Raw genomic sequence first — 12,649 nt, forward strand, 5'->3', positions numbered from 1 at the left:
GAGTCTAACGGGGGCAGGGGGCGGGCGCAACGGCGATGCGCCTTTAACCCTTGACCCGCCGATGGTATTCTCCGCGACATCTAGATATGTCTTGCCCGGAGAAGAACAAGGTGTTGACGGACGGTGCCGCTGAGCGGGTGGATTGCGTGGTGATCGGGGCCGGCGTGGTCGGGCTGGCTTGCGCCCGCGCCCTGGCCCATGCCGGTTCGGAGGTGGTGATCCTCGAGGCTGAAGGCGCCATCGGCACCGGCATCTCGTCGCGCAATTCCGAAGTGATCCATGCCGGCATGTACTATCCGGCCGGCAGTGGCAAGGCCCGGCTGTGCGTCGAAGGCAACCGCATGCTGCGCGACTACGCCGCCTCTCGCGGCGTGCCCCACACCATGACCGGCAAGCTGATCGTCGCCACCGACGAGGCCGAGGCCGCCCAACTGGACGGTATTCTCGAGAAGGGCCGGGTCAACGGCGTCGAGGGGCTGACCCGCATCTCCGCCACCCATGCCCGCGAGATGGAGCCCGATCTCAATTGCGTCGCGGCGCTGTTCTCGCCCGCCACCGGCATCGTCGACACCCATGGGCTGATGCTGTCGCTGTTGGGCGAGGCCGAGGAGCGGGGCGCCGCCCTGGCGCTGAAATCGCCGGTCACCGGCGGGCGGCCTGTCGAGGGCGGCATGCTGATCTCGGTGGGTGGCGCCGAGCCCACCACGCTTCTTGCCCGCAAGGTGGTGCTGGCCGGCGGCCTGTCCTCGCCCCGCCTGGGGGCGGCCCTGGGGCTGGCCAACGTCCCGCCGGGTTACCTGTGCAAGGGCAATTACTTCACGCTCACGGGCCGCACGCCGTTCTCGCGCCTCGTCTATCCCGTGCCGGTGGCCGCCGGATTGGGGGTGCATTTCACCCTGGACCTGGGCGGTCGCGGCCGCTTCGGCCCCGACGTGGAATGGGTGACTGCTGAGGATTACCAGGTGGACCCGCGCCGGGGGGATTCCTTCTACGCCGCCATCCGCCGCTATTGGCCGGGCCTGGCCGACGGCGCGCTGGAGCCCGCCTATGCCGGCATGCGCCCCAAGATCTCGGCCGAGGGTGAGGCGGCGGCTGATTTCATGATCCAGGGACCGAACCAGACGGGGCGGCCCGGGGTGGTGGCCCTTTACGGCATCGAAAGCCCGGGCCTGACGTCTTGTCTCGCCATCGCCAAGCTTGTGGGGGAGTTGCTGGCATGATCAAGCGCCTGATCGCCGTGATGGTGTTGCTCGGCGCCGCGCCGTCCGCCCTGGCGCTGGACCGGCCGCGCGATTTCGTGCCGCCGCCGCCCTCGATGATCCCCAATTTCCGCGAACAGACCCGCGACGTGGTGATCGAGCTGGGCACCTACGCCAAGAAGCGCAACCCCGCCTTCCAGGTGCTGATGCGCGGCGGCTCGGAGCTGCTGGTCAAGGGCGAGCTGGAGATGGAGTGGGACGACCTGCACGATCCTACGGGAGCCAATTTCATCAAGCGGCCGCCGCTGCGCTCGGTGTTCCGGCCGCTGGTCAAGGTGCTGGACGGCATCGTCATGGACGGCCTGTATTGCGGCCCCTATGCCTTCGACAACAAGCCGCTGGACGAGGTGCTGAAGGCCCGGCGCGACCTGGACCTGGAACTGGATGCCGAGAAGAAGCGCGGCATCCACCGCCCGCCGGTGGCCATCGAGATGGGCCCCTTCAGCAACGACCCGGCCGAGGAGCTGCGCAAGTACAACGACCTGAAGCAGAAGCAGGCCCGCGCCGAGATCCAGCGGCGCGAGACCTATGCGCTGGACGCCATCCGCTCGGAGGGGCGCAACGTGCTGGCCATCGAGATGTGCGACAAGCCCGCCGAGCGCGAGGCCGCCTACAAATCGGCCATCCGCGATCGTGTGACGCCCTACGCCAAGATCGGTGCGGGCCCCCTGGACGAGACGCCGCGCGCCCATCCCTCCTTCGAGAACGCCCGGGAGATCCTCACCGTCGCCCATGCCCGCAACTGGCTGCCGGTGCTGCGCTCGGACCGCTTCGGCACCAAGGGCAAGTTCATCGAGGCCATCGCCGAGACCAATTACGACATCGTGCTGGTGGACGTGGCGCACCGCTCGGCCGAACTTCTGGTCAAGACCGACGTCCAGCGCCTGAAGTTCAAGAAGCTGGGACCGCGCCGGCTGGTCTTGGCGGTGATGCCGCTGGGCCGGGCCTATGACTGGCGCTGGTACTGGATGAAGGGCTGGGAGGTGGGCAATCCCGCCTTCCTCTACGCCCTGGACGAGGACCCCGGCACCTACCTCACCGATTTGGGCAGCGGCGAATGGCGCGGCATGCTGGGCAAGTACCTGGCGGGAATCATGGATCTGGGCTTCGACGGCGTGATGTTCGACGACGTCGGCACCTATCTGTGGTTCGAGGAACTGATGCCGCTGGGCGGGTGAGGACGATCAATGCTGACCGCCTGCCGTTCCTACGAGGAAGCCTGCCGGACCTTCCGCTGGAAGATTCCCGAGCGCTACAACCTGGCCTTCGACGTCTGCGACCGCCAGACCATGGGTGGCGCCGACGGGCACCGCACGGCGCTGATCGTCGAGGCCCCGGACGGCGGCGTCGAGCGCCATACCTTCCACATGCTGCGCCTGTTGTCCAACCGGCTGGCCAACGCCCTGGCCGCCTTCGGGATCGCGCCGGGCGACCGGGTGGCCATGGCGCTGCCCGCCGGGCTCGAGGCCCTGGTCACCCTGCTGGCCGTCACCAAGATGGGGGCGGTGCTGGTGCCCGTGCCGCTCGGCCTGGGGGCCGAGCCCCTGGGCTGGCGGCTGGCCGACAGCGGCGCGCGGGTGGCGGTGATCGACCCGGCGGCTGTCCCGGCGCTGGACCGTGCCCGCCATCGCCTGCCCGATCTGGAGCGGGTGCTGGCGGTGGGGGACGGCGGAGCGGGAGCCCTTGATCTGTGGTCGGTGCTGGAGGCCTCGTCAGACGCCTTCACCCCCCTGGTGACGCCCGCCGACCACCCGGCCTTCATCTTCTATCCCGAAGGGGCGTGCGGCACGCCCGCCGGGGTGATCCACGCCCACCGCGCCATGGCCGGCGGCCTGCCGGCGGTGGAGATGTCGCTGTCCTTCTTCCCCCAGTTCGGCGACGTGGTCTGGACCTCGGCCGACTGGATGGGGGCCGAGGCCCTGTTCCGCGCCGTTCTTCCGGCGCTGCACCACGGCGTGCCGGTGGTGGCGCGCCCCGGCCCCTTCGACCCGGCGGCGGCGCTGGACCTGATGTCGCGGCACGGCGTGCGCATCCTGTATGTGCCGCCCCGGCACCTGGGCGCCCTGGCCGAGGCGGCGGCGACGCGGCCGCACGCCATGCCGCGCGCCATCGCCACCGGGCCCGAGCCCATCGACGATTCCCTGCACGAGCGGGTGATCAAGGTGTTCGGCGTCCATGCCAACGAGGCCTGGGGCGTGCTGGAATGCGGCGCGGTGGCCGCCAATTTGGCCGGGCTGATGGAATTGCGTCCGCCTTCGCCCGGCCGCGCCGCGCCGGGATTGTCGGTCGAGGCGGTGGACGAGCGCGGCCGGCCGTTACGGGCCGGCGACCGGGGCATCCTGGCGGTGTCGCCCAACGCACCCGGCAGCTTTCTCGGCTATTGGGGCGACGGCGCCGGCGCGGCGCGGCGGGTCAACGGCTGGCTGCTGACCGGCCGCGGCGGCTTTCGCGACCTGGACCATTATCTGTGGCCCGATCCGCCGGCGGCGGCCGACGGCGCCGTGGTGGTCAAGGGCGAAATGGTGCGGCCTTCCGAGGTGGAGGCCGCCCTGGCCGCCCATCCCGACGTGGCGGCGGCCGGCGTGGTGGAATGGCCGTCCGGCGAGCTGAAGGCCTTCGTGGTGTCTAGGGGGCGGCCGGGCGAGGCCGGGTTCGTCCGCGAGCTCCAGGGCTGGGTCAGCCTGATGCGGTCCGCGGCCGAGGCGCCGGCGCGGCTGGACTTCGTCGAGGAGCTGCCCCTGTCCGTGGATGGCAGCGTGCGGTACGGCGACCTGCTGGACCGGCCCATCCGCCTGGACGCCCCGTTGCCAGACGAGCGCTGGCCGGGGCGCAAGGGCAAGCCGCGCTGACCTCTGGCGTTTTTCCACCCAAGATGTCATGGTTCGTCATGCAAGGAGGGGCGGCATGGGCCGTGCGGCTGACGACATTCAACTGACGGACGAGCAGCGGTTGCTGTTCGACAGGCTGTGCGCCCTGATCGATTCCCAGACCGAAGGCCTGGTCCTGATGACGGTGGCCCAGGACATGGTGGGCGAATTGCTGCGCCGCGACTGCGACAGGCAATTGCGCGAGCAGACGCTGGGCGAGATTTCCCGCTTCTTTCTCGGCATGATCAAGGCGCCCAATCTGTCCGCCCAGTACAAGCTGGGTCGCCTCAAGATGTTCGCCCGCGCCACCGTGCGCATCCTGCTCGACCGCCGCGCTCATCTGGCGGCGGAGCTGCCCGCCCCGCCGCCTCCGGGCCTGGCGCGCCGGGCCGAGGATCACGCGCCTGCCCCTCAGTGAGCTTCCCGGCCGATTCAGAACACGGGGCGGTTGTCAAGAATCTGATTGCTTCATAAAGGCGAAAGCTTGTAGTCTGTGGCTTGTGCCAGAAGGCGCTGCCGGGCGAGTTGTCTTCGCGATTCGAATCCGGCAGTTGTCAGTGTCCAATGATTATAGGAGGGCAGAATGTCCACCTCGATTGCATCCGACGCCCCACTCCGGTCTCCGGTCGCAGACGTGCCGCACACGGCGGCTCATGCTGCGCAGCCCGTGACGGCCGAGGCCAAGGAAGCGGCGTCCCTTTCCGAGCCCCCCCGGTACACGTCTCCGGTGGTCAAGGTCGATAGCGGAACCGGTCTGGCTCTGCTGGTCGTCCGCGACGGCGATACGGGCAAGGAAGTCGAGCAGTATCCTTCGCGCCATGTGGTCGAAGAGTACAAGCGCAACATCCCCACGGCGATCGACCAGTCCCAGACTGCGGTCAAGGCTCAGGCCGCCGAGGATGTGAAGGCTCCGCCCGCCCCCGTGGCTGCCGCCCCCAGTGCTCCGGCCGCTCCCGCGGCGCCGGCTCCGACCGGCGGCTCGGTCAAGATCTAAGCGGCGGCTTCCGCCGCTTTAGGGCAGGGGATCGCGGCCGGTCTCAAGACTTGGGCCGGCCCTGTGGTTCAGAACTTCGTTGACGGTTCGCCCGCAAGGACGAGCCCGTTTTCGCACGTCTGGATCAGATCTGCCCGGCATTGACGGCAAATCCCGAAATCGAAACCTCAAACTTCCTGGCCCGCATGCGGGAGGGAGGGCAAACCGGACAGACGCGACCCTGTCGCGGGTCAGCCCGCCAGGGCCCGTTCCAGCCGCGCTTCCTCGGCCGGGCTGCCCGGCAGGCCGAAGCGCAGAATGTCGGCGCGAAAGGCGAAGGCGCGTACCAGGATGCCGGCGCGGCCCAGGCGCTCGTAGACCTCGCCGGCCCGGTCGTGGCGGGCCAGACGGAACAGGCAGGTGCCGCCCAGCACCTCCAGTCCGGTGCCTTTCAGGATGGCGTCCAGGCGCCCGGCGGCGTCGTTCAGGCGGGTGATGGTGGCCTCGGTCCAGGCCTGGTCGGCCAGGGCGGCGGCGCCGATGGCAAAAGCCGGGCCCGAGACCGGCCAGGGGCCCAGGTGGTCGGCGAGGCGAGCCGCCATCCGTTCCTCGGCCACGGCGAAGCCCAGGCGCAACCCGGCCAGGCCGAAGAACTTGCCGAACGAGCGCAGAACCACCAATCCGGGGCCGACCTTGGCGGTCAGCGACAACTCGGGGCGTTCGTCGCAGAAGGCCTCGTCGACGATCAGCAGGCCGCCGCGCGCCGCCAGCCGCGCCGCCAGCTCGAGCAGGCGTTGGGGGGCGATGACGCGGCCGTCGGGATTGTTGGGATTGACCGCCACCACCACGCGGGCCTCGCCGATGTCGTCCAGTCCGGCGACTTCGCGGACGGCGTGGCCGGCGGCGGTCCAGGCGCGGGCATGCTCGCCATAGGTGGGAGCCAGGATGGCCGCGTCGGTGGTCTCGGTGATGCGGGGCAGGGCCTGGATCAGCGCCTGGCTGCCGGTTCCCGCCACCACCCGCGCCGTGGCGGGGATTGTCCAGCGGCGGGACGCGGCGTCCAGCAGGGACTGGGCGGCTCCGGAATCAGGCAGCCGCCGCCAGCACTCGGGGGCCAGGTCGGGAAGGGGATAGGGCCAGGGATTGATGCCGGTGGACAGGTCCAGCCAGCCTGCGGCGGGCTGGCCCCACCGGGCCTGGGCGGCGGCGACGTCGCCGCCGTGAAGGGGAAGGTGGGTCAGGCTCGGTTGGCGCTTTCCAGCAGCCCCTCGGAAATCTGGAGGTTGACGTTGACCAGGGTGGTGATGGTGTTGTCGCTGATCTCGACGCCCTTCTTCAAGGTGGTGTCGGCGACGAAGTCCGACAGGCGCTTCAGGTTGGCCTTGACCGCCTCGGGCAGGCCGCTGGCCGAATCGGAGACCAGGGTGCGGATGGCCACCCACAGCTGCAGGTTCTGTTCCAGCGCCGCCGCCAGCCGGGCCTTGTCGCCGCGCGACTGGTCCAGCGTGATGGCCGCCTCGACAAGGCCGAAGGCATCCTGTTCGCCGATCTTGAGCGATTCGAGCTGGATAGGTTGAGACATGCGCTTATCCCCCGACTTCCCTTGGCTGCGGCCCATTGCCGCCTCGAAGCTTGCCCGAATCATACGTCAGGCGATGGAATCTTGCCAATTCGTATGTTGATAAACCCTTAAAAGGGCGGCGCCGCGTTGACGCCCCGCCAGAGGCCCCCTATCCTCAAATGTGTATTCCATCAGGAACGGAGCGGCAGTTGAGCGGCGGAAAGCACAAGACGGCGGACCAGCTCCTGCAGGATGCGGTGAAGCACCACCTTTCCGGCGACCTGGACGGCGCCGGCCGTCTCTACAAGGAATTGCTGAAGCAAAGCCCGCTTCATCCCGACGGCTTGCACCTGTCCGGGCTGGTGGCCATGCAGCGGGGCCGGTTCGACGAGGCCGAGCGCCTGATCCGCGCAGCCATCGCGGCCAGCCCCAAGGCGGTCCCCTATCACGGCAATCTCGGCACCGTGCTGATCAACGCCGGCAAGCCCCAGGAGGCCATGGCCTGCTACCGCCGCGCCGTGGAACTGGACGAATCCTATGTGGACGGCTGGAACAACATGGCCAGCCTGGCCGCCCAGATGGACGACCACGAGCAGGCGGCCCTGGCCTACAGCACCGTGGTGCGGCTGACCGGCGGCGCCGATGGCGGCGCGCTGGGCTATCTCGGCCTGGAACTGGCGGTGCTGTGCGACTGGGACAATCTGCCGGTGGTCAAGGAAGCCATCGCCGCCCTGGCGCCGTGGCGCGGCGGCAAGAGCCTGCCGGCCCCGCCCTTCACCTTGCTGATCCATGATTTCAGTCCGGCCGAGCAGCGCCGCCATGCCGACGAGGCCGCCTCGCTCATCGAAAGCCGCGTCCAGCCCATGACCCACAAGCCCCGGGCGCGCCGGCCGCGCCTGCGGCTCGGCTATCTGTCCGAGGATTTCCACGACCACGCCACCGCCTATCTGCTGGCCGAGGCGCTGGAAAGCCACGACCGCTCGCGCTTCGAGATCTTCGCCTATTCCTACGGCCCCGAGGCCAAGGGCGCGGTGCGCGCCCGGCTCAAGGACGCCTGCGACCATTGGGTGGAACTGGGCACCTTGTCCGAGGCCGAGGGCGCCAAGCGTATCGCCAAGGACGGCATCGACATCCTGGTGGATTTGAAGGGCCATACGGGGCGCGCGCGCACCAGTATCCTGGCCGCCCGCCCGGCGCCGGTCCAGGTGGCGTGGCTGGGCTATCCCGGCACGTTCGGCGGCACCTGCATGGACTACATCATCGCCGATTCCTTCGTGATCCCGCCCGGCGCCGAGGGCGATTACGCCGAGCAGGTGGTGCGCCTGCCGCTGTGCTACCAGCCCAACGATTCGCGCCGCCCCCGGGCGCTCGCCCGCGAGCCCAAGGCCAAGTGGGGCTTGCCGGAAGACGCCTTCGTCATCGCGGTGTTCAACAACAGCTTCAAGATCAACGCCGAGGCCTTCGCGGTGTGGATCAGCGTGCTTCAGGCCCAGCCCGACGCGGTGCTGTGGTTCGTCGAATTCCATCCGGCGGCGACGGCCAGCCTGCGCAACATGGCCCAGGCCGTGGGCATCGATCCGGCGCGCCTGATCTTCGCGCCGCGTCTGCCCCAGGCCGAGCATCTGGTTCGCCTGTCGGCCGCCGACCTGTTCCTCGACACCTGGCCGTGCGGCGGCCACACCACGGCCAGCGACGCCCTGTGGGCCGGCGTGCCGCTGGTGGCCTGGGCCGGCCGGACCTTCGCCTCGCGGGTGGCGGGTTCGCTGCTCAAATCCCTGGGCTTCGACGAGCTGATCACCGATTCGCAAGGCTCCTACCACGCTTTGGCCCAGCATCTGGCCAAGGAGCGGGTCATCCTGGCCGAGTTGCGCCAGCGCCTGTGGGCGGCGACCCAATCCTCGCCCCTGTTTGACGGCAAGGCTTTCGTCGGCCCGCTGGAGAAGGCCTTCGACACCATGTGGGAACGGTGGGAAAAGGGCGAAAAGCCCCAGGGCTTCGACGTTTAGACCGCCAAGGTCCACTTCAGCCGCAGGCTGCGGCCCGAGGTGAAGCCGCGCTTGAAGAAGGCGATGGAAATTTCCTTGTCGTCGGCATGGCCCTTAGCCGGAATCTCGCCCAGGTCGAAGCGGGCGAGCCCCGCTTCCTTGGCCCGCAGGATGGTGTTCCACAGCGGCCAGTGGCCCAGCGGCTTGTCGAACTGGTCGCGGTCGTAGACGCCCGAGGCGTAATAGGCGGCGCCGCCCGCCCACACCACGATGGACCCGGCGGCGAGCGTGCCGTCCTCGAGGAAGCCCAGGGACAGTTCCCCCCGGCCCTGCGTGATCTCTGTCCAGTAGACCTGCCAGTAATCGTCGCCGCGCCGTTTTCCGCCGGCGATGCGGGCGTGGAAGTCGGGAAACAGGTCGAAGGCCGCCCGGTCGGGATTGGCGGCGTTGACGAAGGTGAGAGACAGGTTGCGGCTGCCCCAATTGATGAGCGAGCGGTAGCTGTCCCTGATGTCGGCCCGTAAGGCTTCCGCCGGGCGGGCCAGATCGATCATGGCCGAGGCCAGCACGATCCCTTCCGCGCCTCTGTCCACCAGCAGGGCGGCCAGCGGGTTGCAGGCTTCTTCCGCCGGGCCGCCGATCACCACGCGGGCCAGTCCGGCGGATCGGGCGCTTTCCGCCAGATGGTCAAGGGCGGTGGCCAAGCCATCCTTGACGTGTCTGGGCTCGGCTTCGGCCTTCCTGGCCAGCACCGCCGGCAGGCCCCGGAACGACACCTGATCGGGGCCCGTGGCGGCGCGGGCGCGGATTACGGGGCCGGCCGGGCCGACCACCTGGAACGAGATGTCCCGGTGGGTTGGCGTCACGGTGGGATAAAGGCGGGCGGCGAAGCGCCCCCGCAGCGGGTGGGCGTCCCATTGCGGAAAGCCTTCGCCTTCCGCCGCGGGATCGATGGGTTCCACCCGGTACTTGGACATCACTTGCGCTCCAGCTCGCGCAAGCTGGCCATGTTCTCGGCCACCTTGCAGAAGGCGTCGGCCACGTCGTCCAGGTCGGCGCGGCTGGCCGGCGGGCGGATCAGTTCGTGGGTGATCACCCGGTTGAAGTGGGCGTCCTCGACGTTGGGGCAGGACCCCGGGGCGTAGTCGGGGGCGCCGGTGTAGTGCGGGCATTTGAAGGGGCAGCCCACCTCGCCATAGGCCACCTGCTTCTGGTAAAGCGGCTGCAGGTAGAGCGGCCGCACATAGCCTTCGCCCACCAGCACGCCCTCGCCTTCGCGCAGTTCGGTGGCGGCCAGCTCGGCCTTCAGCGCACGCACGAAGGTGGCGCGTGACAGGTCGGCCGCCTCGGCATCATAGGACAGGGCATGCAGGTAGGTGACGTGCTCGACGCCGTCCTGGACCCGGGGCATGGCGAGGAAGGGAATGCCCCGGATGCGGTCCTCCAGGTATTTGACGTTGGCCTGGCGGCGCTTGACCAGATCGGGACCTTTGAGCAGCTGGCGCCGGCCGATGGCCGCCTCGATTTCGCCTAGGCGGAAATTGTAGCCGATCATGTTGACCAGATCGGTGACGCCCTTCTTCTCGACCACCGCCTCGGCGTGGTTGCGGATCAGCTGCAGCTTCTCGGCCAGGCGGGAATCGTTGGTGGTGACCACGCCGCCTTCGCCGGTGTGGATGTGCTTGTGGTAGTTGAGGCTGAACACCCCCATATGGCCCAGCGTGCCCACCGGGCGGCCCTTGTAGGTGGCGAAGGGGGCCTGGGCGCAATCCTCGATCACGGTGATTCCGTGCTCCTCGGCCAGTTCCATGATCGGGTCCATGTCGGCCACGTTGCCGAAGATGTGGACCACGATGATGGCCTTGGTGCGGGGCGTGATCTTGGCGGCGATGGTCTTGGCCGAGAGGCAGTAGCTGTCGGGATCGATGTCGGCGAAGACCGGCACGGCGTTGAACACCAAAGCGGCCACCGCCGAGGCGCTCATGGTGTAGGGCGAGACGATGACCTCGTCGCCCGGCCCGATGCCGGCCGCCCCGGCCGCCGCGTAGAGCCCGCTGGTGGCCGAGTTGACGCTGACCGCGTGGGCGGCGCAAAAGGCGGTGGCCCATTCGTGCTCGAAGGCCTTGACCTCGGGCCCGCCGAAAAAGTCGTTGTGCCAGGTGCCGAGGAAACGCGACAGGATGCCGCTTTCCATCACCTTGGCCACGGCGGCGCGGTCATCCTCGCCGATCACCGAATAGGCGGGAAACAGCTTGGTGCGGACGGGATCGCCGCCCAGCAGGGCCAGGGTGCTCATCAGGTCGTCTCCCACAGGGAAAGAAGGCGGGCGCACAGGGCCTGCGCCGCCAGGGCGGAATGGCCGTCGCTGGCCAGGGGAATGCCGCGGTCCAGATGGCCGGCGATGTTGTCCAGGGCGTCGGTCATGGCGCGGCCCAGGCCGCTGTCCTCGGGCCCGGCGGGGGCCAGGACGCGGTAGCCGGGAAAGCGTGGGCTGTCGGTCACCGGGCGCCGCGTGAGCTGGAAGCCGGAATCCGTGAGGCTGACCCGCCCGCCGGAAAACAGCAGATCGGCCTCGAACACCGAGAAGGCATGCATGTCGGCCCCCAGCAGGTGGATGGCCGCGCCGTTCGTCGTGGCGACCACCACGTCCAGGGTGGGGTCGTCGTCGCGGCCGTCCTCCACCTTGCCCAGGGCGGCCCGGGGCGTCAGCTCGCCCAGCAGGAAGGACAGCAGGTCGAGGAAGTGGCTGGCGTTGTTGAGCAAACCCTTGGTGTACCAGGCGCTGCCCTTCTGGAACGCGCCCCATTGGCCGGCGGCGATTTCGTCCCGCAGGCGGACCATGCCGGGGGCCCAGCGGCGGAAATAGTTGACCATCAGCGGCTTGCCCGCCGCCTCATAGGCTGCGACGATGGCCGCCGAGCGCGCCAAATCGTCGGTCAGCGGCTTTTCCGCGAAGACCAGCCGGGCGGGCGACGGCAGCAGGGCCTCGAGAATCTCGGCATGAAACGGGGTGGGCACGCAGACGCTGGCCACGTCGTAGGGCACGTCCACCTCGGCCAGACTGGCGAAGCCGGCGGGAATGCCCCAGGCCGCCATGAAGGCGGCGCGGCGCTCGGAATCGGGCTCGACGCAGGCGGCTAGCTCGAAGCCGGGGTGGCGCCGGTAGGCCTTGGCGTGGGTCAGCACCTGATCCGAGGCGGGGTCGGCCTCGTCATAGCCGCCGGCGATGGCGCCGCAGCCGACGATCAGCGCCCGGATGCGCTCAGACCCAGCGATGCGCGACATGGTCGTTGATCTTGCGTAAGTCGGGATGGGTTTTGAGCAGGGTCAGCACGTCGCCCAGGGAGAAGCCCGGCCCCTTGATGGGCAGCAGGGTGCTGAACACGGTGTCGATCAGCTCGTAATCCTGCTTGGTGTCCAGCGTCAGGCGCAGCTCGGGATCGAAGTGCTCGGAGGGCGCCGGGATGTTCTTCAGGGTGTACAGCTCGGGATGGCGGTAGATGTAGAGGCTGACATGTTCGTGGTCGGTGGGGTCGCTCGTCCGCTGGGCCACGTCGGCCAGAATCCTGGTGGCGAACACCTGGGTGTCCATGCCGATGGGGTAGGTGCGCTCCAGGATATTGGAAAGGTAGTCCACCCCCGCCGCCTTGTACGCCTGGACGCATTGCTCGACGATCATGGGATCGATCAGCGGGCAGTCGCCGGTCAGTTCCACGATGAGATCGGCTTCGAAGGCCTGGGCGGCGTCGAGAACGCGCTTCAACACGTCGTCCTCGGACCCCCGCCAGCAGCCGATGCCCAGTTCGGCGGCCAGGGCCTCGATGGGGTCGTCGGTGGCGTTGACCGTGGTGGCCACCACGATGCCGTCGAGCGAGGGAACCATCTTCAGGCGTTCGACCATGCGGGCCAGCATGGGCTTGCCCTGGGCGGGCAGCAGCACCTTGCCCGGCAGGCGCGACGAGGTCATGCGCGCCTCGATGGTGGCGATGATCTTCATGGGCGGA

General features: G+C 69.0%; 12 protein-coding genes. 6 read left to right on the top strand and 6 right to left on the bottom strand.

Annotated features, from left to right (window positions below; genetic code table 11):
- The first annotated feature begins 86 nt into the window (after positions 1-86).
- The 5 genes from XM1_RS07185 (at position 87) to XM1_RS07205 (ending at position 5,120) form a co-directional block, all read left to right on the top strand.
- The gene (locus XM1_RS07185) at positions 87-1,220 is read left to right on the top strand and encodes an NAD(P)/FAD-dependent oxidoreductase (protein ID WP_068431950.1); all 1,134 of its coding nucleotides are present in this window, start codon (positions 87-89) and stop codon (positions 1,218-1,220) included.
- Positions 1,217-2,437 carry a hypothetical protein gene (locus XM1_RS07190; RefSeq protein ID WP_068431953.1) on the top strand — a complete coding sequence of 407 codons (1,221 nt, stop codon included), beginning with the start codon at positions 1,217-1,219 and terminating at the stop codon, positions 2,435-2,437. Before XM1_RS07185 ends, XM1_RS07190 begins: the two co-directional genes overlap by 4 nt.
- A 9-nt stretch (positions 2,438-2,446) precedes the next feature.
- Positions 2,447-4,108, top strand: a complete 1,662-nt coding sequence (locus XM1_RS07195; RefSeq protein ID WP_068431956.1) for an acyl-CoA synthetase — start codon at positions 2,447-2,449, stop codon at positions 4,106-4,108.
- A gap of 55 nt (positions 4,109-4,163) precedes the next feature.
- On the top strand, positions 4,164-4,544 hold the full coding sequence (locus XM1_RS07200; protein ID WP_068431960.1) for a hypothetical protein: 381 nt from the start codon (positions 4,164-4,166) through the stop codon (positions 4,542-4,544).
- A gap of 165 nt (positions 4,545-4,709) precedes the next feature.
- Complete coding sequence (locus tag XM1_RS07205; protein ID WP_156428662.1) at positions 4,710-5,120, top strand: hypothetical protein; 411 nt, start codon at positions 4,710-4,712, stop codon at positions 5,118-5,120.
- Between the two features lie 230 nt (positions 5,121-5,350).
- Here XM1_RS07205 and cobD read toward each other — a convergent pair whose 3' ends face one another.
- Both cobD and XM1_RS07215 read right to left on the bottom strand, forming a co-directional pair.
- Positions 5,351-6,340 (bottom strand): threonine-phosphate decarboxylase CobD, encoded by a 990-nt coding sequence (gene cobD / locus XM1_RS07210; protein WP_068437594.1) that lies wholly within the window; start codon positions 6,338-6,340, stop codon positions 5,351-5,353.
- Positions 6,337-6,681: a flagellar biosynthesis regulator FlaF gene (locus XM1_RS07215; RefSeq protein ID WP_068437597.1), complete on the bottom strand. Its 345-nt coding sequence runs from the start codon at positions 6,679-6,681 to the stop codon at positions 6,337-6,339. The genes cobD and XM1_RS07215 overlap by 4 nt, the downstream gene beginning before the upstream one ends.
- A gap of 188 nt (positions 6,682-6,869) precedes the next feature.
- On the opposite strand from XM1_RS07215, the gene XM1_RS07220 reads away from it, so the two are divergent.
- Positions 6,870-8,666 carry a tetratricopeptide repeat protein gene (locus XM1_RS07220; RefSeq protein WP_231920717.1) on the top strand — a complete coding sequence of 599 codons (1,797 nt, stop codon included), beginning with the start codon at positions 6,870-6,872 and terminating at the stop codon, positions 8,664-8,666.
- On the opposite strand, the gene XM1_RS07225 is transcribed toward XM1_RS07220, so the two are convergent.
- Genes XM1_RS07225 through XM1_RS07240 form a run of 4 tightly spaced genes read right to left on the bottom strand, consistent with a single transcriptional unit; the run spans position 8,663 to position 12,642 of the window.
- Positions 8,663-9,622 (bottom strand): GNAT family N-acetyltransferase, encoded by a 960-nt coding sequence (locus XM1_RS07225; protein ID WP_068431969.1) that lies wholly within the window; start codon positions 9,620-9,622, stop codon positions 8,663-8,665. The genes XM1_RS07220 and XM1_RS07225 overlap by 4 nt on opposite strands.
- Positions 9,622-10,941: a DegT/DnrJ/EryC1/StrS aminotransferase family protein gene (locus XM1_RS07230; RefSeq protein WP_068431972.1), complete on the bottom strand. Its 1,320-nt coding sequence runs from the start codon at positions 10,939-10,941 to the stop codon at positions 9,622-9,624. The genes XM1_RS07225 and XM1_RS07230 overlap by 1 nt, the downstream gene beginning before the upstream one ends.
- Positions 10,941-11,930, bottom strand: coding sequence for a Gfo/Idh/MocA family protein (locus XM1_RS07235; RefSeq protein WP_068431975.1), 990 nt, complete (start codon positions 11,928-11,930; stop codon positions 10,941-10,943). Before XM1_RS07235 ends, XM1_RS07230 begins: the two co-directional genes overlap by 1 nt.
- Positions 11,908-12,642, bottom strand: coding sequence for a cytidylyltransferase domain-containing protein (locus XM1_RS07240; RefSeq protein WP_068431978.1), 735 nt, complete (start codon positions 12,640-12,642; stop codon positions 11,908-11,910). The genes XM1_RS07235 and XM1_RS07240 overlap by 23 nt, the downstream gene beginning before the upstream one ends.
- Between the last annotated feature and the right edge of the window lie 7 nt (positions 12,643-12,649).

Source organism: Magnetospirillum sp. XM-1 (assembly GCF_001511835.1).
In the GTDB taxonomy this organism is placed as follows: Bacteria; Pseudomonadota; Alphaproteobacteria; order Rhodospirillales; family Magnetospirillaceae; genus Phaeospirillum.

Coding starts and splice junctions, on each gene's coding strand:
- XM1_RS07185 (WP_068431950.1), top strand. CDS start 87: ATGTCTTGCCCGGAGAAGAACAAGGTGTTGACGGACGGTGCCGCTGAG.
- XM1_RS07190 (WP_068431953.1), top strand. CDS start 1,217: ATGATCAAGCGCCTGATCGCCGTGATGGTGTTGCTCGGCGCCGCGCCG.
- XM1_RS07195 (WP_068431956.1), top strand. CDS start 2,447: ATGCTGACCGCCTGCCGTTCCTACGAGGAAGCCTGCCGGACCTTCCGC.
- XM1_RS07200 (WP_068431960.1), top strand. CDS start 4,164: ATGGGCCGTGCGGCTGACGACATTCAACTGACGGACGAGCAGCGGTTG.
- XM1_RS07205 (WP_156428662.1), top strand. CDS start 4,710: ATGTCCACCTCGATTGCATCCGACGCCCCACTCCGGTCTCCGGTCGCA.
- XM1_RS07215 (WP_068437597.1), bottom strand. CDS start 6,681: ATGTCTCAACCTATCCAGCTCGAATCGCTCAAGATCGGCGAACAGGAT.
- XM1_RS07225 (WP_068431969.1), bottom strand. CDS start 9,622: ATGTCCAAGTACCGGGTGGAACCCATCGATCCCGCGGCGGAAGGCGAA.
- XM1_RS07230 (WP_068431972.1), bottom strand. CDS start 10,941: ATGAGCACCCTGGCCCTGCTGGGCGGCGATCCCGTCCGCACCAAGCTG.
- XM1_RS07235 (WP_068431975.1), bottom strand. CDS start 11,930: ATGTCGCGCATCGCTGGGTCTGAGCGCATCCGGGCGCTGATCGTCGGC.
- XM1_RS07240 (WP_068431978.1), bottom strand. CDS start 12,642: ATGAAGATCATCGCCACCATCGAGGCGCGCATGACCTCGTCGCGCCTG.